Origin of the sequence: Bradyrhizobium sp. NAS80.1 (assembly GCF_001908205.1) — a bacterium.
Classification (GTDB): Bacteria; Pseudomonadota; Alphaproteobacteria; order Rhizobiales; family Xanthobacteraceae; genus Bradyrhizobium.
Genome location: NZ_LGHL01000158.1, coordinates 1 through 25901, shown reverse-complemented (window position 1 = coordinate 25901; position 25901 = coordinate 1). Strand labels below are relative to the sequence as shown.

Sequence of the window (25901 nt, the reverse complement as noted above, 5' to 3'; positions counted from 1 at the left end):
GCGCTTCGCGCTCCTCACCATGAGGGGCTAATGAAACAACGAGGGTAAAGCGGCAAATGCCGAGCTTCTTCATCGACAGGCCGATCTTCGCCTGGGTCGTCGCGCTGTTCATCTGCTTGATCGGTGCGATCGCTGTGCCGCTGCTGCCGATCGCGCAATATCCGATCATCGCGCCGCCCTCGATCTCGATCTCGACCAGCTATCCCGGCGCCTCGCCTGAAAACCTCTACAACAGTGTCACGCGCCTGATCGAGGAGGAGCTCAACGGCGCCTCAGGCATTCTTAATTTCGAATCGACCAGCGACTCGCTCGGTCAGGTCGAGATCATCGCCAATTTCGTGCCCGGCACCGATACAAACGCGGCCTCGGTCGAGGTGCAGAACCGCATCAAGCGCGTCGAAGCGCGCCTGCCGCGCGCGGTGATCCAGCAGGGCATTTTGATCGAGGAAGCCTCTAGCGCGGTGCTCCAGATCATCACGCTGAACTCGACCGACGGCAGCCTCGACGAGGTCGGGCTGGGCGACTTCATGATCCGCAACGTGCTCGGCGAGATTCGCCGCATCCCCGGCGTCGGCCGCGCTACGCTCTATTCCACGGAACGCTCGCTGCGCGTCTGGGTCGATCCCGCCAAACTCGTCGGCTATGGGTTGACTGCCGACGACGTCAACAAGGCGATCGCCGCGCAGAACGCGCAGGTGGCTTCTGGCAGCATCGGCGCCGAGCCGTCGACTGCGACCCAGCGCACCTCCGCGCTGGTGCTGGTCAAGGGCCAGCTCTCCTCACCGGATGAATTCGGCGCCATCATCCTGCGCGCCAACCCTGATGGTTCGACCGTGCGCTTACGCGACGTCGCGCGCATCGAGGTCGGCGGCCTCAGCTATCAGTTCAACACCCGTCTCGACGGCAAGCCGACCGCGGGTCTTTCCGTGCTGATGTCGCCGACCGGCAATGCGCTGGCGACCGCGAGTGCGGTCGAGGAGAAGATGAAGGAGCTGTCGCGCTTCTTCCCGGCCAACATCACCTATGAGATCCCCTACAACATCACGCCCGTGGTCGAGGCCTCGATCAAGAAGGTGTTGTCGACGCTCGTCGAAGCCGTGGTGCTGGTGTTCGTGGTGATGTTCCTGTTCCTGCAGAACATCCGCTACACCATCATCCCGACCATCGTGGTCCCGGTGGCGCTGCTGGGCGCCTGTACCACGCTGCTGCTCGCCGGCTACTCCATCAACATGCTTTCGATGTTCGGCATGGTGCTAGCGGTCGGCATCCTCGTCGACGACGCCATTGTCGTGGTCGAGAACGTCGAGCGCATCATGGCCGAGGAGGGCCTGCCGCCGAAGGAAGCGACGCGCAAGGCGATGTCGCAGATCACCGGCGCCATCATCGGCATCACGCTGGTGCTGATGGCAGTGTTCGTGCCGATGGCGTTTTTCCCCGGCTCGGTCGGCATCATCTACCGCCAGTTCTCGGTGACCATGGTTGCTGCGATCGGCTTCTCCGCTTTCCTTGCGCTGTCGCTGACGCCGGCACTGTGTGCGACATTGCTCAAGCCCGTCGCGGCCGGTCACGGTCATGCCAGGAAGGGCGCGTTCGGCTGGTTCAATCGCCTGCTCGAAGGCGGCAAGGAAGGCTATTCCCGCACCGTCAGCTTCTCGCTGAAGCGCACCGGCCGGTTGATGCTGGTCTATGTCGCGCTCTTGGCCGGCCTGGCCTGGGCCTTCGTTAATCTGCCCGGCGGCTTCCTGCCCGTCGACGACCAGGGCTTCATCACCACCGACGTGCAGGCGCCGTCGGATTCGTCCTACGCCCGCACCGAGTCCGTCATCGAGAAGGCCGAAAAATATCTGGCGCAGCGGCCGGGCGTCGACAACGTCACCTTCCTCACCGGCTTCAGCTTCTCCGGCCAGGGCATGAACACCGCGCAGGCCTTCGTCACCTTGAAGGACTGGTCGGAGCGCGGGCCGAAGGATTCGGCTGCGGCGATCGTCGCCGACATCAACCGGGATTTGTCGTCTTCAATCCGCGACGCAAAGATCTCCGCGCTGCAGCCGCCGCCGATCGACAATCTCGGCAACTCCTCGGGCTTCTCGTTCCGCCTCCAGGATCGCGGCCAGAAGGGCTATCCAGCCTTGATGCGCGCCGCCGACCAGCTGATCGCGGAGGCCAATGCGAGCCCGGTGCTACAGAAGGTCTATGTCGAAGGCCTGCCCGAGGCGGGTGTGGTCAATCTCGTGATCGATCGCGAAAAGGCCGCAGCCTTCGGCGTCACCTTCGAGGACATCAACAACACGATCTCGACCAATCTCGGCTCGAACTACATCAACGACTTCCCGAACCGCGGCCGCATGCAGCGCGTCGTGGTGCAGGCGGATGCCCGCGACCGCATGCGGACCGAGGACATCCTCAACTACAACGTCAAGAACAGCCGCGGCCAGCTCGTGCCGTTCTCATCTTTCGCGTCAGTCGAATGGGCGCGCGGGCCGACGCAGATCACCGGCTTCAACTATTATCCGGCGGTGCGCATCTCCGGTGAAGCCAAACCCGGCTTCACCTCTGGCGATGCGATCGCCGAGATGGAGAAGCTCGCCCGGAAGCTGCCGCGCGGCTTCGGCTATGAATGGACCGGGCAGTCGCTGCAGGAGAAGCTGTCGGGCTCGCAGGCGCCGTTCCTGCTCGGGCTCTCGGTGTTCGTGGTGTTCCTGTGTCTGGCCGCGCTCTACGAGAGCTGGACCATTCCGCTCGCGGTGCTGCTCACCGTGCCGCTCGGCGTCATCGGCGCCGTGATTGCGGCGATGCTGCGCGGCCTGCCGAACGACGTCTATTTCACTGTCGGCCTGATCACCATCATCGGCCTTGCCGCGAAGGACGCGATCCTGATCATCGAATTCGCCAAGGATTTGCGGAAAGAGGGCAAGCCGCTGGTGGAGGCCACCATCGAGGCCTGCCGCCTGCGCTTCCGCCCGATCCTGATGACAGGCCTTGCCTTCATCTGCGGCGTGCTGCCGATGGCCATCGCTCACGGCGCCGGCGGCGCCAGCCAGCAATCGCTCGGCACCGTCGTGATGGGCGGCATGATCGCGGTGGTGATTTTGGCGCTGCTGATGGTCCCGGTGTTTTTCGTCTCCGTGCAGCGCGTGCTGGCGGGGGATCGGGAGCCGGTAGCGGCGAAGGAAGGCGAGGCGTATGGGCCGCCGGCGCCGGTGAAACCATAGGCAAATCGCTAACCCCCGAGGCCCGTGCCGACCGAGGGGGCGCTACTCGGCACACGTTTGCTGAGGCGCGGCGTCCGCCGGCAGGCTCCGCGCCTCCTGGTCCGCTCCGATGTAGAGCGGCCGGCCTTCGCCGCAGCTGCCGCCGGTCCTCAAGCGCTCGCCGGCCTCGAACCGCGCCGTCAGGCCGCTCCGGCCGATGTTGCGCCACAGGGTGATGGTGCCGCCGTCGCAATCGATGTCGCAGAACAGTGCTGGCATGATGCGGTCGCCGAAGGTGTCGCTCCGGTTGCAGAAGGCTTCGCTCGTCAGCAGCTCACCGTTGACGAGCCTGGCCTCGAGCTTCAGCACATAGCGCCAGTCGTAGTCGAGGCCCGGGGTGCCGCTGCGGAACGGGTGTTCGCCCGGCAGGAAATGAATCGCCAGGCGCGTTGAGCTCACTTCGCCGATGCTGCGATGGTCGCGGCGGGGCGAGGACAGATCGACGGGACGGGCAGGGCTATAGTCTGCGGCAAAGCAAGTGCTGCCGCCGCGCGCCGGCAGCAGGGGCTCTATGCGCCACAGGAAAAGCGCCAGCGCCATCGTGGACCAAACTGCAGCGGCAACAACAGCAGCCGTGCGGATCATTCGCTGCTATCTCGACTCCAAGATCTTCAACAGCTCTGTGTGCACGAATTCATTGCCGTACACGACGTTGCCCGTCAACGGAGGATCGGCTGGCTTATGACGACGTCGGAACGTGCCACCCCGTCATCCAACGTATTCAGCACGTTCGCCTTTGCAGTGTCGCCCGCTACTTCCGCAGAATCTTCACCAGCTCCCCGTGCACGAACTCGTTGCCGCACACGACGTGCCCGGTCACCAGCGGGTCGCCCGGCGTCGCGATATCGCTCACCGTTCCACCCGCTTCGCGCACCATAAGCATGCCGGCGGCGATGTCCCAGGATTGCAAATTGCGTTCCCAATAGCCGTCGAGGCGGCCGGCGGCGACGAAGGCGAGGTCGAGGGAGGCGGCGCCGAAACGGCGCAGGCCCGCGACGCGGTCCTGGATCGCGGTCATCTCGCGGCGGAATTCCTCGTGGTCGCCGCGGCCGATATGGGGCAGGCCGCAAGCCACCACGCACTCGTTGAGCTGGCGGCGGCCGGCCACCCGCAGGCGCTGGTCGTTGAGGAAGGCACCCTTGCCGCGTTCGGCGATGTAGAGCTCGTCATTGGCGGGGTTGTAGATCACACCGGCAATCATCGTGCCTTCGCGCGCGAGGCCGATCGAGATCGCGAATTGCGGGATGCCGTGCAGGAAGTTTGTGGTGCCGTCGAGGGGATCGACGATCCAGGTGTGGCTCTTGTCGGTGCCCTCGCGGGTGCCGCCTTCTTCGCCGATGAAGCCATAGCCGGGCCGCGCCTTGGCAAGGTCCTGGTAGAGGATCTCCTCGGCGCGCTTGTCGGCAAGCGAGACGAAGTTCGCGGGCCCCTTCAGCGAGACCTGGAGATGCTCGATCTCGCCGAGATCGCGCTTGAGGCTGCGGCCGGCGCGGCGCGCGGCTTTGACCATGACGTTGATAGTGGCGGAATACAGCATGGGCTCTGGTCTTGATCGGGGGAAATGGCGCGAGACCGCGTGTGTTTGAGGGATTGGGTGCCCTGCGAGGGGCCTTGCGTCAAGTCATTGCGTCAAGTCATTTGGTCCCGAGCCATTTCTTGGCGGCGGCCTCCGCCTTGGCCCTGTCTTCGGCCGGCAGATCGTAGAACTGCTTGTCGAGCTCCGGATCGCCCTTGCCGGAGGTCTTGGCGACCAGGTGCCATTTGAAGCCCTCGACCTTGTCCACCGACGTGCCCAGGCCGTTGATCAGCACCCAGGCCAGCCGGTTCTGCGCGATCGCGCTGCCCTGGCGGGACGCCTTGCGGAGCAAGGCGACAGCCGCTGGCTGGTTCTTAGGCGTGCCGGTGCCGTTGAACATCGCGATGGCGTATTCGACCTCGGCATCGACGTTATCGGCGAGCGACGCCGCCTGGAGCAGCCGCACCGACCGTTCCGCGTCCTTTGGCACGCCGGTGCCCTCCTTGTAGAAGGTCGCGAGCGCGTATTGCGCCTCGGGCAGGCCGGCATCGGCCGCCTGGCGCAGCAGCTCGGCAGAGCGCTTGACGTCCTGCGGCAGGGTCTGGCCGTCCAGATAGAGCAAAGCGAGGTTATAGGCCGCCTTGGGCTCGCCGAGCTTGGCGGCGGACGCCATCAGCTTGACCGCCTCGCCCTTGTCGACCGGGCCGCCGCGGCCGGAGATGCGCAGCATGGCGAGCGCGAACATCGCCTGGCGATCGCCGGCATCGGCGGCGCGCTTGTACCATTCGAGCGCCTTGGCGTAGTCGCGGCGGATGCCCATGGCGTTGGAATAGAGCTCGCCCAGCATGGTCATCGCCTTGACGTCGCCGGTCTGGGCGCGAGCGGAGGCGAGATCGAACGCAGTCTTGTACTGGCCGCGCTGATAGGCGCCGTACACCAGGTCGACGTTGGAATTGTCGGTCGGTGGTGCGGGGATCACGGTCGCAGCCGGTGCCGGGGTGGGGGCTGGCTTGGGGGAGGCCGAGGGCTTGGGTGCGGGCGAGGCCTCCTTCTTCTTGGTGATCGTGTGCGGTGCGGCCTTTGGCTTTTCCTTTTCCTTCTCGTTTCCCTTGGGCTTCTCGGCCGACGGGCTCGGCGTCGCGGCCGGCGGGGTGATCTGGAGCTGCGCGGCCGCGGGCGCCGTCAGCAGCAGCGTTGCCAGGATGGTGATGCGCGGGAGCTTCATGTCGGGCGCTAGCCGTGCTCCTCGCCCGCGGGCGCAGTCGCATGGGCCTTCTTGATCGCAGCGTCCGCCTCGATCAGCGCGGCCTTGGGCCCGCGCGGGTCGGCCCAGATGAACTCGCCGACCAGCACGAAGTCGGCACCGCTGGCGGCGAAGTCGTAGGCCTCTTCCAGCGAGGTGGCGAAGCCGACGCAGGGCGGTTCGAACAGCTCCGCCCACCAGTCCAGCCGCTCGGCAATGGCTTGCGCCGCCGGCCGTTGTCCCTTTGCGTCGGGCTCGCCGAACAGCACGTAGTCGGCCCCCATCTCGCCTGCGCTCATGGAATCGTGGCGCGTGGCGAGCCCGCCGACGCCGGCGATGCGATCGGGCTTGAGCGAGGGGGTCGCCTCTTCCAGCGCGGCGAGGCCCGTGAGATGCGCGCCGTCCGCGCCACCGCGAGCGACCAGTTCGGCATGGCCGTCGATGAGCAGAGCAGCACCCGCTGTCTGAACTGGCGGCGCCAGGGTCTTGATACGCGAGATCATGGTGCGCTGGTCGGTCTCCTTCAGCCGCAGCAGCACGGCTGCGACGTCGGCAGAGGCGAGCAGGCCCGGCAACTCGGCCACGAGCGTCGCGGGATCATCGACAACAGGCGTCGCGAGATAAAGGCGCGGCACCGGGCGCGGTGGAGGCGATTTGTTCGACAAGATCTATGCTGCCTTCTTTTCCAGGCTGCTTTGCCATTCACCCTTGGAGGCGAGACCGTTCATCCGCGCGCGATGGCTGAATGCGCTTTGCCCGGCCGCGACATTCTCGGCCTTGCCCAACCAGGCCTTCTGCGGCGCGGCCTGGAGCGCGCGGCCGTAGGAGAAGGTCAGGCCCCAGGGCAGCGGGCCGAGCTTGTGCATGGCGTTGAGATGCGCGGTTGCTTCCTCATCCGACTGGCCGCCGGAGAGGAAGGCAATGCCGGGCACTGCCGCCGGCACGCAAGCCTTCAGCAGCCGAATTGTTTTCTCCGCGACCTCCTCGACGGAGGCCTGCTTCGCGCACTTCTTGCCTGAGACTGCCATGTTCGGCTTCAGCACCATGCCTTCGAGCGCGACGCGCTGCACGCGCAACTCCTGGAACGTCTTGTTGAGCACGCGTTGGGTGACTTCATAGCAGCGGTCGATGTCGTGATCGCCGTCCATCAGCACTTCCGGCTCGACGATCGGCACGATCTGCGCGGCCTGGCACAACGCGGCATAGCGTGCCAGCGCGTGGGCGTTGACACTGATTGCCGTCATCGAAGGAATGCCGCTGCCGATGTCGATCACCGCGCGCCATTTGGCGAAGCGGGCGCCGCGCTCGTAATATTTCTTCAGCCGCTCCGCGAGCTTGTCGAGCCCGACGGTGACGAGCTCGCCCGGGCACATAGGCAAGGCCTGCGTACCCTCGTCGACCTTGATGCCGGGAATGGCGCCGCTCTGTTCGATCAGCTTGACCAGCGGCGTGCCGTCCTTGGCGTCCTGCCAGATCGTCTCGTCGTAGAGGATCACGCCGGAGATAAACTGGCTCATGGCCTCCTTCGAGCGGAACAGCATCTCGCGATAGTCGCGGCGGTTGCCTTCCGTCGATTCCACGCCGATCGCGTCAAAACGTTTCTTGATGGTCCCGGAGGATTCGTCGGCGGCGAGGATGCCCTTGCCGGGGGCGACCATGGCGGTCGCGATCCTGTTGAGCTCAGTCAGATTCATCGAGAGGTCCTCCCAAAACGATTCTGCCCTTGCCTGTGAAAATAGACCGTTCTCGGGCAATTGCCGAGTTAACGTTCGTCGCAGGGTAAAGGGGGATCGGCTGGGGTAAATATTGGGCCGGCCGGGCGGCTCTTCACCTCGCCCCGCCTGCGGGGAGAGGTCGGAATGCGCGCCTGAAAGCGCGGATTCCGGGTAAGGGGGACTCTCCGCGAGTCCAATTGCTACCGCCCTTGCGGAGACTCCCCCTCGCCCCAACCCTCTCCCCGCAAGCGGGGCGAGGGAGAGGATAGGACGGGTTCTGTCTTACGCCACCGCGCGATCGCTACGCGACGCGGGGGTCGAGTTCGCCCTTGGCGTAGCGCTTGGCCATCTCGGCGGGGGTCAGGACGCGCTTGATCTTGGAGGCCTGGCCCGCGGTGTTGAATTCCTGGAGCCGCTGCTTGCACAGCTTGGTCATCGCCTCCATCGCCGGCTTCAGGTACTTGCGCGGATCGAACTCTTCCGGGCTGTCCTTCAGCACCTTCCGGATCTGGCCGGTCATCGCCATGCGGTTGTCGGTGTCGATGTTGATCTTGCGCACGCCGTTCTTGATGCCGCGCTGGATCTCCGCCACCGGCACGCCCCAGGTCGGCTTCATCTTGCCGCCATAGGCGTTGATGATGTCCTGGAGGTCCTGCGGCACCGACGACGAACCATGCATCACGAGATGTGTGTTCGGCAGCTTGCGGTGGATCTCCTCGATCACGTTCATGGCGAGGATGTCGCCGTCCGGCTTGCGGGTGAACTTGTAGGCGCCGTGCGAGGTGCCCATCGCGATAGCGAGCGCGTCGACCTTGGTCTCCTGGACGAACTTCACGGCCTCGTCCGGATTGGTCAGGAGCTGGTCATGCGACAGCTTGCCTTCGGCGCCGTGGCCGTCTTCCTTGTCGCCCATGCCGGTTTCGAGCGAGCCGAGCACGCCGAGCTCGCCCTCGACCGAGATGCCGCCGAGATGGGCCATGTCGGTCACAGTCTTGGTGACGCCGACATTGTAGCCCCAGTCGCCGGGGGTCTTGCCGTCGGCCTTCAGCGAGCCGTCCATCATCACCGAGGTGAAGCCGGCCTGGATCGCGGTCATGCAGGTCGCGGGCTCGTTGCCGTGGTCGAGATGCACGCAGACCGGAATATGCGGATAGATCTCGGTGACCGCGTCCATCATGTGCTTGAGCATGACGTCGTTGGCGTAGGAGCGCGCACCGCGCGAGGCCTGGATGATGACGGGAGCATCGGTCTGGTTCGCGGCGTCCATGATCGCCAGCGCCTGCTCCATGTTGTTGATGTTGAAGGCCGGTACGCCGTAATCGTTCTCCGCCGCATGGTCGAGCAATTGACGCAACGTGATCCGAGCCATGTTTCTTTTTCTCCCGTTTGGGCCTGCAAGGCCGCTAACTACTCGTCGACTTGAACTTAACTGACGCGCAAAACCTCGACGCCGGGCAGGGGCTTGCCTTCCATCCATTCAAGAAATGCGCCACCGGCAGTCGAGACATAGGTGAAGTCACCGGCCACATTGGCCTGGTTGAGGGCCGCGACGGTGTCGCCACCGCCCGCGATCGAGATCAGCTTTTTCGCCTTGGTGCGTTCGGCGGCATGCTTGGCGGCCGCGACTGTGCCGCGGTCGAAGGGCTGCATCTCGAAGGCGCCGAGCGGTCCGTTCCAGACCAGGGTCGCCGCGTCATCGATCGCGGCATGGACGCGCGCGACCGATTGCGGACCGACGTCGAGGATCATGCCGTCGGCCGGGATCGCGTCGAGACCGTAGGCGTGCGACGGCGCGTTGGCGGCGAAATGATAGGCAACGGTGGCGTCGACCGGCAGGATGATCGCGCAGTTGGCGGCTTCCGCCTTCTCCATGATGCGCAGCGCGGTTGGTGCGAGATCCTTCTCGGCCAGCGACTTGCCGACCGCAACGCCCTTGGCGTGCAGGAAGGTGTTGGCCATGCCGCCGCCGATCACCAGCGCATCGACCTTGTTAACGAGGTTTTCGAGCAAGTCGATCTTGGTCGAGACCTTGGCACCGCCGATGATCGCGATGACGGGCTTGGTCGGTGAACCCAGCGCCTTCTCCAGCGCATCGAGCTCGGCCTGCATGGTGCGGCCGGCATAGGCCGGCAGCGTGTGGCCGAGGCCCTCGGTCGAGGCGTGGGCGCGGTGTGCGGCCGAGAACGCGTCATTGACCCAGATGTCGCCGAGTTTCGCCAATTCCGCGATGAAGGCGGGATCGTTCTTTTCCTCTTCCTTGTGGAAGCGGGTGTTTTCCAGGCACAGGATGTCGCCGTCCTTCAAGCCGGCGACGGCGTTGGCTGCGGGCTCGCCGATGCAATCGTCGGCGAAGCCGACGGGCTTGTTCACGACCTTCGACAGCGCTTCAGCGACAGGCTTGAGCGACTCCTTGGGGTCGCGTCCCTTGGGGCGGCCGAAATGTGCGAGCAGGATGACCTTACCGCCTTTGTCGGCGAGCTCGGTGATGGTCGGTGCGACGCGCTCGAGCCGTGTTGCGTCCGTGACGCGCCCGTTCTCCATGGGCACATTCAGATCGACGCGCAGCAGGACGCGCTTGCCCTTCACGTCGACGTCGTCGAGGGTGCGGAATTTGTTGGTCATCGGACATTCTCTCTTGTCCCGGGCGCTGCGCAGCGCAAAGCAGTGTGCTGCAGAACCGGAACCTACGCAGGAATATGGGTCCCGGCTCTGCGGCGCACCGTGAAGACACGCTGCGCCGCGTCCGGGACACGAGACCTTGGCTTAGATCACCTTCGCCATTGCGACGGCGGTGTCAGCCATGCGGTTCGAGAAGCCCCACTCGTTATCATACCAGGACATCACGCGCACCAGCGTGCCGTTCTGCACCTTGGTCTGGTCTTCGTGGAACGTCGAGGAGTGCGGATCGTGGTTGAAGTCGATCGAGACATTCGGCGCTGAAGTGTAGCCGAGGACGCCCTTGAGCTGCTGCTCGGAGGCGCGCTTCATCGCCGCGTTGATTTCCTTGGCGTCGGTGGCGCGCTTGGCGACGATCTTGAGGTCGACGACCGAGACGTTCGGGGTCGGCACGCGGATCGCGACGCCGTCGAGCTTGCCCTTCAGCTCGGGTAGCACGAGGCCGATCGCCTTCGCGGCACCGGTCGAGGTCGGGATCATCGACATCGCAGCCGCGCGGCCGCGGTAGAGATCCTTGTGCAGCGTGTCCAGCGTCGGCTGGTCGCCGGTATAGGCGTGGATCGTGGTCATGAAGCCGGTCTCGATGCCGACGAGGTCGTTCAGCACCTTGGCGACCGGCGCGAGGCAGTTCGTCGTGCAGGAGCCGTTGGAGACGACCAGATGATCCTTGGTCAGCGTGTCATGGTTGACGCCGTAGACGATGGTGGCGTCGGCGCCGTCGGCGGGCGCGGAGACCAGCACGCGCTTGGCGCCGGCGGTCAGATGCGCGGAGGCCTTGTCCTTCGAGGTGAAGATGCCGGTGCATTCCAGCGCGATGTCGACGCCGAGATCCTTCCAGGGGAGATTCGAGGGATCACGCTCGGCGGTCACCTTGATCTTGCCGCCGCCGAGGCTGATCGAGTCACCATCGACGGTCACGGTGCCGGGGAAACGGCCGTGGACCGAGTCGAAGCGAAGGAGATGGGCGTTGGTCTCGACCGGGCCAAGGTCGTTGATGCCGACGACCTCGATATCCTTGCGGCCAGACTCGGCGATAGCCCGCAGGACGTTGCGACCGATGCGGCCAAAACCGTTAATTGCGACGCGGACTGCCATGTTTCGTCTCCTTATGACCGTTCAATGACGTGTTCGATAACGCCTAATCATCCCGCACAACGCGCTTGGCGCGCATGCGAGGGATTTTTTAGGGCGGACGCCCGGTTCGGCCGGGCGGTGCTTGATCATATGCGACGTTACGTAGTCCTTTTTTTTTGGCAAGCTCAACTCTCAGGAAACGCGCTTCAGCACAGCGTTAACCGCAGCCTCGGCGGTAATGCCGAAATGCTTGAAAAGGTCCTTCGCAGGGGCGCTGGCGCCGAAGGAATGCATGCCAATGAATTCGCCATCCTGGCCGATCACGGCATCCCAGCCCCAGCGCACTGCGGCCTCGATCGCGACCTTCACCGGCGCGTTGCCGATGATCTCGGCGCGCTTGGCCTCTGGTTGCGCTAACAAGAGCTCGAGCGAGGGCACCGAAACCACCCGCGACGCGATGCCGCGCTCGGCGAGCTGCTTCTGGGCGGCAACCGCGATCTCGACTTCGGAGCCGGAGGCGAACAGCGCCACCTTGGCCTCGCCTTGCGCGGCGACCAGCTCGTACGCGCCATGCTGGCAGGGATTGTCGTTCGGCGCGGTGGTGCGGAGCTGCGGCAGGTTCTGCCGCGTCAGCGCCAGCACGGTCGGTCCGTCGATGCGGTTGAGCGCGAGCTCCCAGCATTCGGCGACCTCGATGGAATCGCAGGGACGGAACACGCGCATGTTCGGGATGGCGCGAAGGGCTGCGAGATGCTCGACCGGCTGGTGGGTTGGGCCGTCTTCGCCGAGGCCGATGGAATCGTGCGTCATCACGTAGATGACACCGGCGCCCATCAAGGCGGCGAGGCGCATCGCAGGCCGCGCATAATCGGTGAACACCAGGAAGGTCGCGCCGTTCGGTGCGAAACCACCGTGCAGGAAGATGCCGTTCATCGCGGCGGCCATGCCGTGCTCGCGGATGCCGTAGTGAATGAAGCGGCCCTTCGGCGTCTTGGCAGAGAAGGCGGTCGCCGACTTCGCCTTGTTGTTGTTGGAGCCGGTGAGGTCCGCTGAGCCTGCCAGGAATTCCATCGGCATCGCGCCGGCAATGACTTCGATCACGGCCTCCGAGGATTTGCGGGTTGCCGCAGTCATCGGCTTTTCCAGCAGCTCCTTCTTGTGCGCGCGCACCGCCTTCGCGAGCGAGGCCGGACGCTCGTGACGCAGGCGGCGCTCGAACTCGGCGCGCTTGCGGCTGCCGAGCTCACCGAGCCGGCCCTCCCATTCCTGACGTGCAGCTGCGCCGCGCGAGCCGGCTGCGCGCCAGGCCTTCAGCACGTCATCAGGTACCGAGAACGGCTCGAGCGAAATGCCGAGATTTTCCTTGGCGGCCTTGAGCTCGTCGGCGCCGAGCGCCTCGCCGTGCGCCTTCGCGGTGCCGGCCTTGTGCGGCGCGCCGAAGCCGATGGTGGTGCGGCAGGCGATCAGCGTCGGCTTGTTGGACTTCTTCGCGCGCGTGATGGCGGCGGCGATCGCGGCCTGATCGTGGCCATCGATCTTCTCGGCGGCCCAGCCCGCGGACTTGAAGCGCTTCACCTGGTCGACGGAATCGGCGATCGAGGTCGGACCGTCAATCGAGATGCCGTTGTCGTCGTAGAGGACGATCATCTTGTTGAGCTTCCAGTGCCCGGCCATCGCGATCGCTTCCTGCGACACGCCTTCCATCAGGTCGCCATCGGAGGCGAGCACGAAGGTGTGGTGGTCGACGATCTTCTTGCCGAACTCTGCGGCCAGCATCTTTTCCGCCAACGCCATGCCGACCGCGGTCGAGATGCCCTGGCCGAGCGGACCGGTCGTGGTCTCGATGCCCTTGGTGTGGAAGTTTTCGGGGTGTCCCGGCGTCAACCCGCCGAGCTGGCGGAACTGCTTGAGCTGATCCAGCGTCATCTCGGCATTGCCGGTCAGATACAGCAGCGAATAGAGCAGCATCGAACCGTGGCCAGCCGAGAGCACGAAGCGGTCGCGGTCGGGCCAGGCGGGCGCGGCGGCATCGAATTTCAGGAATTGCGTGAACAGCACCGTGGCGATGTCGGCGGCGCCCATGGGCAGGCCGGGATGGCCCGATTTCGCCTTCTCGACAGCATCCATCGAGAGGCCACGGATCGCGTTGGCCATACGGGTGTGATCGACTTGCGTCATGTCTGAAATCCGTCTGAAATGAGGCGCTTGGCGGAGATGCGGCCGCGTGGGGGAGCTTGGCGGCCACTGAAGGTCGGGGCTGGGATAGCACCTCGGTTCCGGGAGTCCAAGGCAATCAAACGTCGGTTTCGCCGTAAAAGTTGCTTAGCGGTGCATAGTTTCGCGGCGGCGTTGCGCTTGGCTAGCTTGCCACGTAAATTTCTGCTTCTAACCGCTTGCCGAACCGAGTCTTTTGCCGGACGGCAAGCCCCCGGGGAAAAGGCCAAAGGTTCCGCCGCTGACTAGATGAACGATCGCGTTTCCAACAGCTCTGCCATGACGGAGTCCTCCGCCGCCGAGATCGAGATCGCGACGCGCAGGCTCATGGCGGCACTCGACGCGCTCGAAAGCGCGGTCGAGCGGCGGCGCGATGCCGATCGCGACGAGAACGAGCTTGCGGCGCGGATACAGGCGCTGGGCGCGGATCGTTCGCGGCTTGCCGACGAGCTCGACGGCGCGCTGGTGAAGGCGCGCAAGCTCGAGCGGACTAATCGCGAGATCTCCGACCGGCTTGATTCCGCAATCGTCACGATACGCTCAGTGCTCGATACCGGAGAGGATGGATGAGCCACATCAACGTCACCATCAACGCCCGGCAATACCGCATGGCCTGCGAGGAGGGCCAGGAGGTACGGCTGCTGAAGCTCGCTGAAAGCCTGGAGACGCGGATTCAATCGCTGCGCGGGAAATTCGGCGAGATCGGCGATGCACGGCTCACCGTGATGGCGGCGCTGACCGTATGCGACGAGCTGGTCGATGCCGGCAATCGTCTCCGCACCATGGAGCAGGAATTGAGCGAGCTGCGGGATTTCCGCAACGCCGCCGTCGAGCGCGCCCGGCTGACCCAGACCGCGGTGGTGAACGCTCTGAACGCCGCGGCCGAGCGCATCGAGAAGTCGACCCATGTCCTGAACCGGACCGTCGGCAACGGGATTGCGATCGGCTGATTGGAGGCGGATTGCCCGCCGGGCTGGCGATTCGTCAGTATCGTTGTTAGATTGCGCGGGCGAAGCTGCGGCGCGCGTCAGGAGCCATATATCCCCGGGGCCTTATCGATCCTTTAGGGAACTGTCCCTGGCCGGGCCCGTGGGCCCGGACATATGGTGCCCACCTACTTTCGTAGGGAACTCCGGGATCGAGTGCTTCAACGGCGTCCGCGGCTTCGCACTTTTGTCTGCTTGGTTTGTGCCTGTCGAATTAGCGCGTCAGACTGCGGCGGTTGGGGGACCCAGCGCATGCCCAATTCGAAAGCCGAACTCCGCGCCAAAGCCCTGGCGGCGCGTGATGCACTCAGCGAGAAGAAGCGTACGGCTGCCGCCGCCAAGCTCGCCAAGCGCGGACTGCCGTTCGAGCTGCTGCCCGGCAGCATCGTCTCCGGCTATTCGCCGATCCGCAGCGAAATCGATCCGATGCCGCTGATGACGAAGCTCGCCGAGGTGGGCGCAAAGCTCGCGCTGCCCTGCGTCACTGCGCGCGGCCAGTCGCTGATTTTCCGCATCTTTCATCCGAACGACCGCTTGATGCTCGGCCCGCTCGGCATTCCCGAGCCGTCGCCGGCCGCCGCCGAAGTCGTTCCCGACATCATGCTGACGCCACTTGCGGCCTTTGACCGTCTCGGCCATCGCATCGGCTATGGCGCCGGCCACTACGACTTCACCTTCGCGCATTTGCGGAAAGCGAAGCACATCGTCGGCATTGGGCTCGCTTTTGCCGCGCAGGAGATCAAGGCGGTTCCGGCACTATCGCACGATGTCGCCCTGGATTATGTGCTAACGGAGTCGGACGTGTTCGATTTCCGGAGTTCTGAAGTTGCGAATTCTCTTCGTGGGTGATGTCGTCGGTCGTGCGGGGCGCAACGCCATCGCCGAATATCTGCCCGGTATGGTCAAGGACTGGTCACTCGATTTCGTCGTCGTCAACGGCGAGAATTCCGCCGGCGGCTTCGGCATCACTGAGGCGATCTATCAGGAGTTTCTCGATGCCGGCGCCGACGCGGTGACGCTCGGCAATCACTCCTGGGACCAGCGTGAGGCCCTGGTGTTCATCGAGCGCGCGGAGCGCCTGGTGCGGCCGGCGAATTATCCGCGCGGTACGCCCGGCCGTGGTGCTGCGCTGGTCGAGACCAAGAACGGCAAGCATGCGCTCGTCGTCAACGCGCTCGGCCGCGTCTTCATGACCCCGTTCGACGATCCCTTTGCCGCGCTGGAGCGCGAGCTCGGTGCCTGTCCGCTCGGCGTTGCCGCCGATGCGATCGTCGTCGATTTTCATTGCGAGGCGAGCAGCGAGAAGCAGGGCATCGGCTTCTTCTGCGACGGCCGTGCCAGCCTCGTCGTCGGCACGCATACGCATGTGCCGACCGCCGACCACCAGATCCTCTCCGGCGGCACCGCCTACATGACCGACGCCGGCATGACCGGCGACTACGACTCCATCATCGGCATGCAGAAGGAAGAACCGCTGCGCAGGTTCACGTCGGGGATTCCCTCGGGCCGCTTCGAGCCTGCGGCCGGCGTTGCGACGCTGAGCGGCGTTGCCGTGGAAACGGACGACGCGACGGGCCTCGCGCTACGCATCGCGCCGGTGCGCGTGGGTGGACGGCTCGAGCCGACGACGCCGAAGTTCTGGTTGAGCTGAAGTCTCAGGCGGCACATTCAGTGTCGTCCCCGCGAAAGCGGGACCCATCAACCCCAGGGAGCAGTGGGGTGCGACGTTGGTAACCGCGAGTCTTCGTCAAACCGCTCCCTGTGGTTATGAGTCCCAGATCTGCGCTTCGCTTGTCCGGGACGACAGTTGAGCTTGACGCGCGCGGTCGCGCATCAATCTCGCCGCAAATAGCGCTGCGACACTTACTCCGCCGTCTGCTCCCGCAGCTCCGCCACGTCCTTCGCCGTCAGCTTCGAGCCCTTCGTGCCGAACCGCGCCGTCACGTAGTTCGCCACCGCCGCGATCTCGTCGTCGGTGTAGGCATTGCCGAACGCCGGCATCGAGAGAGCGCCGTCGGGCGTGTGGCGCTTGGTGCCTGACAGCACGATCTGCGCGACGTTGGTGGCGGCGGGGTCGTTGACCGCCCAGGTACCGGTCAGCGTCGCCATCGGCGAGACCGGGCTTTCGCCGCTCCAGCCATGGCAGCTGGCACAGGCGCTGGCGAACACCTTCTTGCCGCGCGCATCCGCCGTGACGCCGTCCCTATGCGAGGCGGGTGCGACGGGGGCCGTGGTTGCAGGCAGGTCGGGCGAGAGCACTGGCGGCACGCTGCGCAAATAAACGACGATCGAGCGGATGTCTTCGGGGGCGAACTGGCTGAAGCTGTGATCGACCGCTTCACCCATCGGACCCGAGGCCGAGCCGTGGCCCGGCGCGTGGCCGAGCGAGAGATAGGAGATCAGATCCTCATCACGCCAGTTGCCGAGGCCCGTCGCCTTGTCGGAGGAGATGTTGAAGGTGCGCCACCCGGCGGTGATCGCGCCGCCGAACTTCTTGCGGTTGTCGAGCGCAAAGCCGAGATTGCGCGGCGTGTGGCACTCGCCGCAATGCGCGAGAGCTTCGGCGAGATAGGCGCCGCGATTCCATTCCGGGCTCTTCGAACTATCAGGCGTAAAGCGCGTATCCGGATTGAACACGGCCGACCAGAAGATCATTGCCCAGCGCTGGTTGAACGGGAATGACAGCGTGTTCTCCGGCGCCTTCGCGCGAACCGCCGGCAGACTGAACAGATAGGCCTTGACCGCCAGAACGTCCTCGTCGGTCATGTAGGTGTAGGACGTATACGGCATCGCCGGATAGAGTCGCGCGCCGTCATGACGCTTGCCATGCTGGACTGCGTTGAGGAAGTCTTGGTCGCTGTAATTGCCGATGCCGGTTTCCTTGTCCGGCGTGATGTTGGTCGAATAGAGCGTGCCGAACGGAAGCTTGAAGCCGAGCCCGCCAGAATACTCCTTCTCGCCCGGCTTGGTGTGGCAGACCATGCAGTCGGCGGCCTTCGCCAGATACTCGCCGCGTTCGACAATGCCAGCCTTTTCGAGTTTCGCCGGCACACCCGTCGGCTTGCCGGCGCGATAATCCGCCAGCGCCACTTTCGTGCCACCGGCGAAGTCGAGCGGGCTGGGCCCGCGGATGATCCAGACACCGAGCGCCACCACCACGATGGCGATCACGACCAGGCTTGCGAGGATACGCATTTTCCTGCTCATGCCTTCTTCCCCACAGCCAGGAGTTTTCGATCGATCGGCAGGCGACGCAGCGTCACGCCGGTAGCAGCAAGGATCGCGTTGCGCAGGGCCGGCGGTCCAGCGTTGACGCCGGCCTCACCAATGCCGCCGGGCGCCTCGCCGCTCTTGACCACGATGACCTCGATCTTCGGCGTCTCGTTGATGCGCATCATGCGGTAGTCGTGGAAGTTCGACTGCTGCACGCGGCCCTTGTCGATGGTGATTTCGCCATAGAGCGCGGCGGTGAGACCGAAGATCAGGCCGCCCTCGATCTGTGCCTTCACCGTATCAGGGTTGACCGCAATGCCGGTGTCGACCACCGAGGTGACCCGGCGGAGCGCGATCTCGCCGACGTCGTCGATCTCGGCCTCCACCACGGTCGCGATGAAGCTCGCGAATGACGGCTGCACACAGACGCCGCGGCCGACGCGCGCCCGTAGCGGCTGACCCCAGCCGGATTTTTCGGCGGCGAGGTTGAGCACGGCGAGCATGCGTGGGTTCTTCGTGAGCATGGACCTTCGGAATTCGATCGGGTCCTTGCCGGCCTTGCGCGCGAGCTCGTCCATCGCGCATTCGACCGCGAACACGTTGTTGTTCGGTCCGACGCCGCGCCAGAAGCCGGTCGGCACCGCCGGCGGTTCGGCTCGGACATATTCGACGTGGAAATTCGCGAAGTCGTAGGGCGCATCGACCGCGGCGTCGACTGCATCGATGTCGATGCCCTTCTGGAACGCCGGCGGCAGCCAGCGCGCCAGGATCGCCGAGCCCGCAACCTTGTATTTCCAGGCCGCGACCTTGCCGTCGACCAGCGATGCGGTGATCTGGTCGCGATAGACCGGTCGATAGACGTCGTGCTGGATGTCTTCCTCGCGGGTCCACACCACCTTCACGGGATAGTCGACCTGCTTGGCGATCTTCACCGCCGCAATCACCATGTCCGGTTCGAGCTTGCGGCCGAAGCCGCCGCCGAGCAGGTGGTTGTTGACGATCACCTTGTCGACGGGAAGGCCGGCAGCCTTCGCCGCCTCGGACTGCACGCGCGTCATGATCTGTGTGCCGGTCCAGATCTCGCAGGAGTCGGGTTTGACGTGCACGGTGGCGTTGATCGGCTCCATCGAGGCATGCGCCAGGAACGGCAGCTCGTAGGCCGCCTCGAACTTGTCGCCGCTCGCCAGAGCCTTGGCGATGTCGCCGTCGGATTTCGCGACCGCGCCGTCCTTCTCGCTGGCCTTTTGCAGATCCTGCCAGATGTCCTTGGTGGTGATCTCAGCGTTCGGTCCCTCGTTCCACTCGATCTTGAGCGCTTCGAGGCCCTTCTTCGCCGCCCACATGTGATCGCCGATCACGGCGACCATGTCGTCGAGCACGACGACCTTGCGCACGCCGGGGAGTTTCAGCGCGGCGGTGTCATCGACCTTGCCGACCTTGCCGCCGAACACGGGGCAGGCGGCGACGGTCGCGAACTTCATGCCGGGCAGGATCGCGTCGATGCCGTAGATCGCCTTGCCGTTGACCTTGTCCGGCGTGTCGAGCCGCTTCAGGGGTTGGCCGATGATGACGAAGTCCTTGGGGTCCTTGACCGCAGCGTCCTTCGGCGGCGTCTGGGCCTGCGCGGCGAGCGCCAGCGCGCCATAGCCGAGCTTGCGGCCGCTTGCGGCATGCGCGACCTCGCCCTTCGAGGCCGTGCAGCTCGCCGGTTCGACGCCCCATCGGCTGGCAGCCGCCTGAACCAGCATTGCGCGCGCCGTGGCACCCGCCTTGCGCAGCGGCATCCACCAGGCGCGGATCGAGTTGGAGTTGCCGGTCACCTGGAGGCCGAAGGTCGGATTGCCGTAAAACTTGTCGTTGGGCGGCGCGTGCTGCACCTCGACCTTGCTCCAGTCGGCGTCGAGCTCTTCGGCGAGCACCGCAGAGATCGACGTGTAGGTGCCCTGGCCCATCTCGACCTGCGGCATGATCAGGACGGTGCGGCCCGTCTCGTCGATGCGGATGAAGGCGTTGGGCGCAAACCTGCCGTCCGTCGTATCGCGCGGCTGCACCGGCTCGTTGATCGCAGCGCGCAGCGGCAGGTGGAAGGCGAGCAGGAAGCCGGTCGCGAGCCCGCCGGTCAGAAGGGAGCGGCGGGATACGCCGGGAAGAGTCTTGTCGATAATCATGGCGGACCTCACGACTGACGGCCGTTGGCGGCCTGCTTGATGGCCTCGCGGATGCGCACATAAGTGCCGCAGCGGCAGATGTTGCCGGCCATTGCAGCGTCGATGTCGGAATCGTCGGGGTTGGGCGTCGCGGCCAGCAGTGCAGCGGCCGCCATGATCTGGCCGGACTGGCAATAACCGCACTGGATCACTTCGAGATCGAGCCAGGCTTTCTGCACCTTCGCGCCCGATGGCGTGTTGCCGACATGCTCAATGGTGGTGATGGCGCGGTTCTCGACCGCGCTGACCGGCAGAACGCAGGAGCGCACCGCCTTGCCATCGACATGCACCGTGCACGCGCCGCATTGCGCGATGCCGCAGCCGAACTTGGTGCCGGTCATGCCGAGGATGTCGCGCAGCACCCACAGCAGCGGCATTTCAGGTGGCGCGTCGAAGGACTTTGTCTCGCCGTTGATGGTTAGAGTCGTTGCCATATGCATCCCCTTGCTCGATGGATCGCTTACGGCGATCAGGTCGGCGAATGTCCGTGTGACCATGATCATACCGATGCGAAACGATGAAGCATCGAAATTCTTCGCGGCGTATATTTGCGCGCCCAGCGCATCAGGCCATGACGTTCACGAATTTGTGCGGCAATCGTTGCTGCGGTTTTAGACTAATTGATATGATAATCGTCATTTTCTGACGTATTTTCTTCATACGCGCCGTCGCGCATCGCAGATGATCGTGCGATTGCGTAAAACCATGCGATGACGAAACTCGTGCGATTGCGAAAGTCGGACGACGGCGATCGTCGCGCGATGAGAAACGCGACGGCTGTCAGCCCTGCACACTCTTTCGGGCCAGGCTCTAGAGTTTGTAAGCCGTGCGGAATCCGCCCCAGTGCCGGCCCTGCACGCGGATCGGGACGTCGATCTCGCGCATCATCACGGTGTTGCCGTTGCCCATGTCGCGCGCATAGCTCTGGACCAGGTACGAGCGCAGGTTTTGCGCTGCTGCTAATCCCGCCGGATCATTGAAGATCCGCCGGTTGCGGCTGTTGGCGGTGTTCCAGGCGGTATCGCCCGGCCGCTGCGCATGCGAGTAGATCTTGTTGTGCACCGGCAGGAAGCCGTTGCGGTCGACCATGGCGCAGAACGCCATGCGCTGGTCCCTGGCAAGAAATGCTTCCTGGAAGAGCGGCAGCGTGCGATCGGCCCAGTCCAGATATCTGGTGCGGTATTGCTGCGGAGTGGTGCCAGCGATCTCGACGTAATCGGTGTCGAAGAGGTCATCGATCTTGACGTCGCCGCGTGCAACCGCCTGTTCGAAGATCCTGGTCAGCACATTGCCGGCCTCCATGGCACGGGTGACGAACTCCGCGTTCTCTTCATGGATCGACCACAGCCTGTCTTCGATCTTCTCGCTGAGCTGGGCATTGGGATTGACGAACTGCGCGCGGGCGCCCGCTTTGGACTGCTCGGTCACGCGCAGGCGGCAAACGCCGACGCCTTCGAGCGTGCCGTCGATCACCGTCTGCGGGAGAAGCTTCGCCGCATCCGCGCCGCCGATCAGCACGCCGTCCATGGCGATCTCATAGACCGGAAAGAATCCGCGTACGCACTCGAACTTGAGCTGGCAGGGCAATCGCTCGGTCTTGCGGCGGGCGTCGTGTTCGCTCTGTCGGAGCAGTACCGCGCAGCGCGATTTTAGCTTCTGTGCGAAGGTGGTGACGGCCTTGCCGGCGCTCGCGACATTCTCGCCATGGGTCTCGGCGGCCTTGGTCGCAGCATCGATCTCGGCCGCGCTCTCGCCGACCGAGATGATGAACTCCGACGCGCTGGCGGCGTTGCCGGAGACTTCGCTCGTGGTGGCGTTCTGCTCGGCGACCGCGCCGTTGACAGTCTCGAACACCGGGCGGATCGCCTCGATCGCCTGCGAAATGCGGTGCACCGCATCCGCCGAGCCGGCGGCATCGCGCTGAAGCGCGTCGATCTTCCTCGAAATCTCCTCCGTCGCGCCCTGGGTCTGCACCGCGAGCGCCTTCACCTCAGTGGCGACGACCGCAAAGCCTTTGCCGGCCGCGCCCGCGCGCGCGGCCTCGATGGTCGAGTTGAGCGCGAGCAGCGTCGTCTGCCGCGCGATCTGCGCGATCAGATTGACGACGTTTCCGATGGCTGCAGAGGACTCGCGCAGCCGGTCGACATTAGCACGGGCTTCCTGTGCCGCGGCGCTGGCCTCGTCGGCAAGCTTGCCGGCCTCGCGAACCTGTGTGCCGATGCCCTGCGCGGACTGGGTGAACTTGTCGGCGGCGCGAGCGAAAGTGGATGCGGTCGACTGCGCGGCGTTGCTGCGTCCGGTCAGTGCGTCGGTGCGCTCGCGGATATCCGCAAGCGTCGCCGCGGTCGCCTCGGCACCGCCAGCCACCGAATTGGCGGCGCGCTCGAGCTGGCGGATCATCGCCCCCGAGCTCGAGCTCCAGCAGCTCCAGGATCTCACGGGCGGAATCGCCCTCAGTGGCCGGGGCTGGTGCGGGATCGACCGGCGACTGCGCTTGCGGGGCCGCGGCGGGCGCAGGCATGTCTGGCAGACGCTTCCGAAATAATGCGAACGCCATCGGGTCAACTCTTGTCGGGGGATGGGCGGGCGCTATTTTCGCAACTCGGAATGAAATCAGGGTTAACGATGCCTGACTCTTGGGCGGGTGACCCTACAATATTACCTTAAACTGTGAGAGAATCCTTTCATTCCGATGGGTTGGCGGCCTATAACGCCGCGCTTCCATACTCGCTGGCGGACGATTCCCGAAAGACCAAGAGACCACGCATGGCCGGACATTCCCAATTCAAGAACATCATGCACCGCAAGGGGCGGCAGGATGCGCAGAAGTCGAAGCTGTTCGGCAAGCTGGCGCGGGAAATCACCGTCGCGGCCAAGCTGGGCACGCCCGACCCCAACATGAACCCGCGCCTGCGCGCCGCCGTGATCGCCGCGCGCCAGGAGAACATGCCGAAGGACAATATCGAGCGCGCCATCAAGAAGGCGCTCGGCAGCGAGGGCGAGAATTATGACGAGATCCGCTACGAGGGTTACGGCCCCGGCGGCGTCGCCGTCATCGTCGAGGCGCTGACCGACAATCGCAATCGCGCCGCCTCCGACATCCGCTCCTTCTTCACCAAGTCGGGCGGCAATCTCGGCGAAACCGGCTCGGTCTCCTTCATGTTCGACCGCACCGGCATCATCGAATACGACCGCAGCGTCGCTTCCGACGATGCAATGCTGGATGCCGCGATCGAGGCCGGCGCCGACGACGTGATCTCCGGCGAAGGTGGCCACGAGATATACGCCTCGACCGAAGGCTATCGCGACGTCGCCAAGGCGCTCGAAGCCAAGTTCGGTGAGCCGCGCAAGGCCGCCCTGATCTGGAAGCCGCAGAACACGGTGGCGGTCGACGACGAGACCGGCGAGAAGCTGTTGAAGCTGATGGACCTGCTCAACGAGCATGACGACGTCCAGAACGTCTACGCCAATTTCGAGATATCGGACGCGCTGGTCGCGAAGATGGGCGGCTGAGGCCGCTCTCGTGTCCCGGACGCGGCGCAGTGCGAAACGCTGCGGCGCAGAGCCGGAACCCACGGTGCCTTGAATGCCGGCGACAACATGGGCCCCGGTTCAGCGGCGCACCACCATAGCGCGTCGCAGACGCGCGTGAACACGCTTTTGGTGCTGCGCCGCGCCCGGGGCACGAGATCATCCACTTCCCCTGTTACTTCCGTTCTGTTTCTGTTTCCCCCACGGCAGCCAGCCGCTATCACTGGCCCATGACTGCGCTCCCGATTCGTGGCCCCGTTCGCATCATCGGCATCGACCCCGGCCTGCGCCGCACCGGCTGGGGCGTGATCGAGGCTGAGGGCAATCGCCTGATCTACGTGGCCTGCGGTTCGGTGGAACCGCCGGACGACCTGCCGCTGTCGAGCCGCCTGCTCGGGATCCATGAAGGGCTCGCGGCTGTCCTGTCCGACCACAAGCCGATGGAGGCGGCGGTCGAGCAGACGTTTGTGAACAAGGATGGCGTTGCAACGCTGAAGCTCGGACAGGCCCGCGGCGTCGCCATGCTGGCGCCCGCAATGTTCGGCATCATGGTCGCTGAATACGCGCCGAACCAGGTCAAGAAGACGGTGGTCGGTGCCGGTCACGCCGACAAGCAACAGATCGCGATGATGCTGAAGATTTTGCTGCCCAAGGCCGAGCCGCCGTCAGCGGACGCCGCCGACGCACTCGCCATCGCCATCACCCACGCCCATCACCGCCAGAGCACGGCGCTCAGGCTGAAGGTGGCGGGACTCTAATGCGCATTGTGAGACAAATATGAGCCGCATGCACGGTGCGCTCCCTCCCCCCTTGCGGGGGAGGGGCGGGGAGAGGGGTAGCCGCGGCGGCGGTGTTGCCGTCGCCAACAAGCTCGGCGCGCCGTCCTCGCGCCTTCGACAGAGTCCCCGTGTGGCACCCCCCTCCCTGACCCTCCCCCACAGGGGGGGAGGGAACGCACCGACATTGCCGTGCGTCCTTCAAGCAGTGGGCGCGCAGCGATGATCGGCAAGCTCAAGGGCCTGATCGATTCCTACGGCGAGGATTTCGTCATCCTCGACGTCGGCGGCGTCGGCTACCAGGTGCACTGCTCCTCGCGCACGCTGCAGCATCTGCCCTCGACGGGCGAAGCCGCCGTGCTGTCGATCGAGACCTATGTCCGCGAGGACCAGATCAAGCTGTTCGGTTTCCGCACCGACCAGGAGCGCGAATGGTTTCGCCTGCTCCAGACCGTGCAGGGCGTCGGCGCCAAGGTCGCGCTCGCGGTGCTCGGCACGCTGGCGCCGGCCGATCTCGCCAACGCGATTGCGCTTCGCGACAAGGCCGCGGTGTCGCGCACGCCGGGCGTCGGCCCCAAGGTCGCCGAACGCATCGTCACCGAGCTGAAGGACAAGGCGCCGGCCTTTGCCAGTGTCGACCCCGCCGTCGTGCATCTCGCCGGCGCCGTCGACGACCAGCGCGCGCCGCGGCCCGTTGCCGATGCGATCTCCGCGCTGGTCAATCTCGGCTACGGCCAGCCGCAGGCAGCGGCGGCCATCGCAACGGCATCGCGCAGCGCCGGTGAGAACGCCGAGACGGCGCAGCTCATTCGCCTCGGCCTGAAGGAGCTCGCGAAGTGAGCGATCCCAAGGCCAGCCGCATGCTCTCGCCCGAACGCCGTAGCGACGATGTCGGCGATACCGCGCTGCGCCCGCAATCGCTGTCCGACTTCGTCGGCCAGCAGCAGGCGCGCAAGAATCTCTCGATTTTCATCGAGGCGGCGCGCAAGCGCGGCGAGGCGCTGGATCACGTGCTGTTCGTCGGCCCGCCCGGCCTCGGCAAGACCACGCTGGCGCAGATCGTGGCCAAGGAGCTCGGTGTCGGCTTTCGCGCGACATCGGGCCCGGTGATCGCCAAGGCCGGCGATCTCGCCGCGCTGCTCACCAATCTCGAAGAGCGCGACGTGCTCTTCATCGACGAAATCCATCGCCTCAGCCCTGCAGTGGAAGAGGTGCTCTATCCCGCGATGGAGGACTTTCAGCTCGACCTCATCATCGGCGAGGGCCCGGCGGCACGCTCGGTGAAGATCGAGCTTTCGAAATTCACCCTCGTCGGCGCCACCACGCGTGCCGGCCTTCTCACCAATCCCTTGCGCGACCGCTTCGGCATCCCGGTCCGGCTCAATTTCTACACGATCGAGGAGCTCGAAAGCATCGTCAGCCGCGGCGCGCGCGTGCTCAATGTCGGCATGAGCGCGGACGGCGCCAACGAGATCGCGCGCCGCGCCCGCGGCACGCCG

The 25901-nt window shown here is 65.1% G+C and carries 21 protein-coding genes, 1 other RNA gene and 1 pseudogene; 10 read left to right on the top strand and 13 right to left on the bottom strand.

Annotation, left to right across the window (positions count from 1 at the left end; all coding sequences use genetic code 11):
- The first annotated feature begins 56 nt into the window (after nt 1-56).
- On the top strand, nt 57-3212 hold the full coding sequence (locus AC629_RS31810) for a multidrug efflux RND transporter permease subunit (protein WP_084808777.1): 3156 nt from the start codon (nt 57-59) through the stop codon (nt 3210-3212).
- A 42-nt stretch (nt 3213-3254) separates the two neighbouring features.
- Here AC629_RS31810 and AC629_RS31805 read toward each other — a convergent pair whose 3' ends face one another.
- The 9 genes from AC629_RS31805 to tkt form a co-directional block, all read right to left on the bottom strand.
- Nucleotides 3255-3836: a hypothetical protein gene (locus tag AC629_RS31805; RefSeq protein ID WP_084808776.1), complete on the bottom strand. Its 582-nt coding sequence runs from the start codon at nt 3834-3836 to the stop codon at nt 3255-3257.
- Between the two features lie 166 nt (nt 3837-4002).
- Entirely contained in the window at nt 4003-4788 is a 786-nt protein-coding gene (locus AC629_RS31800) for an inositol monophosphatase family protein (protein WP_084808775.1), read from the bottom strand.
- Nucleotides 4789-4885: 97 nt separating this feature from the next.
- Complete coding sequence (locus AC629_RS31795; RefSeq protein WP_084808774.1) at nt 4886-5992, bottom strand: tetratricopeptide repeat protein; 1107 nt, start codon at nt 5990-5992, stop codon at nt 4886-4888.
- 8 nt (nt 5993-6000) lie between these two features.
- On the bottom strand, nt 6001-6675 hold the full coding sequence (locus AC629_RS31790; protein WP_084808773.1) for a thiamine phosphate synthase: 675 nt from the start codon (nt 6673-6675) through the stop codon (nt 6001-6003).
- A gap of 3 nt (nt 6676-6678) precedes the next feature.
- Nucleotides 6679-7704, bottom strand: coding sequence for a class I fructose-bisphosphate aldolase (locus AC629_RS31785; RefSeq protein WP_084808772.1), 1026 nt, complete (start codon nt 7702-7704; stop codon nt 6679-6681).
- Between the two features lie 322 nt (nt 7705-8026).
- Nucleotides 8027-9094 (bottom strand): class II fructose-bisphosphate aldolase, encoded by a 1068-nt coding sequence (gene fba / locus AC629_RS31780; RefSeq protein WP_084808771.1) that lies wholly within the window; start codon nt 9092-9094, stop codon nt 8027-8029.
- A 56-nt stretch (nt 9095-9150) separates the two neighbouring features.
- Nucleotides 9151-10347: a phosphoglycerate kinase gene (locus AC629_RS31775; protein WP_084808770.1), complete on the bottom strand. Its 1197-nt coding sequence runs from the start codon at nt 10345-10347 to the stop codon at nt 9151-9153.
- 141 nt (nt 10348-10488) lie between these two features.
- Nucleotides 10489-11496, bottom strand: a complete 1008-nt coding sequence (gene gap / locus AC629_RS31770; protein ID WP_084808769.1) for a type I glyceraldehyde-3-phosphate dehydrogenase — start codon at nt 11494-11496, stop codon at nt 10489-10491.
- A 171-nt stretch (nt 11497-11667) separates the two neighbouring features.
- On the bottom strand, nt 11668-13662 hold the full coding sequence (gene tkt / locus AC629_RS31765) for a transketolase (protein WP_283848210.1): 1995 nt from the start codon (nt 13660-13662) through the stop codon (nt 11668-11670).
- 276 nt (nt 13663-13938) lie between these two features.
- Here tkt and AC629_RS31760 point away from each other — a divergent pair, with 276 nt between their 5' ends.
- The 5 genes from AC629_RS31760 (at nt 13939) to AC629_RS31740 (ending at nt 16326) form a co-directional block, all read left to right on the top strand.
- Nucleotides 13939-14259 (top strand): DUF4164 domain-containing protein, encoded by a 321-nt coding sequence (locus AC629_RS31760; RefSeq protein WP_210419136.1) that lies wholly within the window; start codon nt 13939-13941, stop codon nt 14257-14259.
- The gene (locus tag AC629_RS31755) at nt 14256-14639 is read left to right on the top strand and encodes a cell division protein ZapA (RefSeq protein ID WP_084808767.1); all 384 of its coding nucleotides are present in this window, start codon (nt 14256-14258) and stop codon (nt 14637-14639) included. Before AC629_RS31760 ends, AC629_RS31755 begins: the two co-directional genes overlap by 4 nt.
- 59 nt (nt 14640-14698) lie before the next feature.
- A non-coding RNA gene (ssrS, locus tag AC629_RS31750) (6S RNA) lies at nt 14699-14859 on the top strand.
- A 68-nt stretch (nt 14860-14927) separates the two neighbouring features.
- A complete protein-coding gene (locus AC629_RS31745) occupies nt 14928-15524 on the top strand; it encodes a 5-formyltetrahydrofolate cyclo-ligase (protein ID WP_084808766.1) in 597 nt (198 codons plus the stop codon).
- A complete protein-coding gene (locus AC629_RS31740; RefSeq protein ID WP_084808765.1) occupies nt 15502-16326 on the top strand; it encodes a TIGR00282 family metallophosphoesterase in 825 nt (274 codons plus the stop codon). Before AC629_RS31745 ends, AC629_RS31740 begins: the two co-directional genes overlap by 23 nt.
- Before the next feature lie 212 nt (nt 16327-16538).
- Here AC629_RS31740 and AC629_RS31735 read toward each other — a convergent pair whose 3' ends face one another.
- The 4 genes and pseudogenes from AC629_RS31735 to AC629_RS31720 form a co-directional block, all read right to left on the bottom strand.
- The gene (locus AC629_RS31735; protein WP_084808764.1) at nt 16539-17882 is read right to left on the bottom strand and encodes a c-type cytochrome; all 1344 of its coding nucleotides are present in this window, start codon (nt 17880-17882) and stop codon (nt 16539-16541) included.
- Nucleotides 17879-20056 carry a xanthine dehydrogenase family protein molybdopterin-binding subunit gene (locus AC629_RS31730; protein ID WP_084808794.1) on the bottom strand — a complete coding sequence of 726 codons (2178 nt, stop codon included), beginning with the start codon at nt 20054-20056 and terminating at the stop codon, nt 17879-17881. The genes AC629_RS31735 and AC629_RS31730 overlap by 4 nt, the downstream gene beginning before the upstream one ends.
- Before the next feature lie 8 nt (nt 20057-20064).
- Entirely contained in the window at nt 20065-20529 is a 465-nt protein-coding gene (locus AC629_RS31725) for a (2Fe-2S)-binding protein (protein ID WP_210419135.1), read from the bottom strand.
- Between the two features lie 376 nt (nt 20530-20905).
- A pseudogene (locus AC629_RS31720) lies at nt 20906-22652 on the bottom strand (methyl-accepting chemotaxis protein).
- Nucleotides 22653-22861: 209 nt separating this feature from the next.
- Here AC629_RS31720 and AC629_RS31715 point away from each other — a divergent pair.
- The 4 genes from AC629_RS31715 to ruvB all read left to right on the top strand — a co-directional run.
- On the top strand, nt 22862-23608 hold the full coding sequence (locus AC629_RS31715) for a YebC/PmpR family DNA-binding transcriptional regulator (protein ID WP_084808763.1): 747 nt from the start codon (nt 22862-22864) through the stop codon (nt 23606-23608).
- A gap of 248 nt (nt 23609-23856) precedes the next feature.
- Nucleotides 23857-24384, top strand: coding sequence for a crossover junction endodeoxyribonuclease RuvC (gene ruvC, locus AC629_RS31710; RefSeq protein ID WP_084808762.1), 528 nt, complete (start codon nt 23857-23859; stop codon nt 24382-24384).
- A 240-nt stretch (nt 24385-24624) separates the two neighbouring features.
- A complete protein-coding gene (gene ruvA / locus AC629_RS31705; RefSeq protein WP_084808761.1) occupies nt 24625-25242 on the top strand; it encodes a Holliday junction branch migration protein RuvA in 618 nt (205 codons plus the stop codon).
- On the top strand, nt 25239-25901 hold a 663-nt coding region (ruvB, locus tag AC629_RS31700; protein WP_084808760.1), incomplete at its 3' end, for a Holliday junction branch migration DNA helicase RuvB. The genes ruvA and ruvB, both read left to right, overlap by 4 nt.

Bases quoted from the DNA above. Each gene is read 5' to 3' on its own strand.
- AC629_RS31810 (WP_084808777.1), top strand. From the start codon at position 57: ATGCCGAGCTTCTTCATCGACAGGCCGATCTTCGCCTGGGTCGTCGCG.
- AC629_RS31805 (WP_084808776.1), bottom strand. From the start codon at position 3,836: ATGATCCGCACGGCTGCTGTTGTTGCCGCTGCAGTTTGGTCCACGATG.
- AC629_RS31800 (WP_084808775.1), bottom strand. From the start codon at position 4,788: ATGCTGTATTCCGCCACTATCAACGTCATGGTCAAAGCCGCGCGCCGC.
- AC629_RS31795 (WP_084808774.1), bottom strand. From the start codon at position 5,992: ATGAAGCTCCCGCGCATCACCATCCTGGCAACGCTGCTGCTGACGGCG.
- AC629_RS31785 (WP_084808772.1), bottom strand. From the start codon at position 7,704: ATGAATCTGACTGAGCTCAACAGGATCGCGACCGCCATGGTCGCCCCC.
- fba (WP_084808771.1), bottom strand. From the start codon at position 9,094: ATGGCTCGGATCACGTTGCGTCAATTGCTCGACCATGCGGCGGAGAAC.
- AC629_RS31775 (WP_084808770.1), bottom strand. From the start codon at position 10,347: ATGACCAACAAATTCCGCACCCTCGACGACGTCGACGTGAAGGGCAAG.
- gap (WP_084808769.1), bottom strand. From the start codon at position 11,496: ATGGCAGTCCGCGTCGCAATTAACGGTTTTGGCCGCATCGGTCGCAAC.
- AC629_RS31760 (WP_210419136.1), top strand. From the start codon at position 13,939: ATGAACGATCGCGTTTCCAACAGCTCTGCCATGACGGAGTCCTCCGCC.
- AC629_RS31755 (WP_084808767.1), top strand. From the start codon at position 14,256: ATGAGCCACATCAACGTCACCATCAACGCCCGGCAATACCGCATGGCC.
- AC629_RS31745 (WP_084808766.1), top strand. From the start codon at position 14,928: ATGCCCAATTCGAAAGCCGAACTCCGCGCCAAAGCCCTGGCGGCGCGT.
- AC629_RS31735 (WP_084808764.1), bottom strand. From the start codon at position 17,882: ATGAGCAGGAAAATGCGTATCCTCGCAAGCCTGGTCGTGATCGCCATC.
- AC629_RS31730 (WP_084808794.1), bottom strand. From the start codon at position 20,056: ATGATTATCGACAAGACTCTTCCCGGCGTATCCCGCCGCTCCCTTCTG.
- AC629_RS31725 (WP_210419135.1), bottom strand. From the start codon at position 20,529: ATGGCAACGACTCTAACCATCAACGGCGAGACAAAGTCCTTCGACGCG.
- AC629_RS31715 (WP_084808763.1), top strand. From the start codon at position 22,862: ATGGCCGGACATTCCCAATTCAAGAACATCATGCACCGCAAGGGGCGG.
- ruvC (WP_084808762.1), top strand. From the start codon at position 23,857: ATGACTGCGCTCCCGATTCGTGGCCCCGTTCGCATCATCGGCATCGAC.
- ruvA (WP_084808761.1), top strand. From the start codon at position 24,625: ATGATCGGCAAGCTCAAGGGCCTGATCGATTCCTACGGCGAGGATTTC.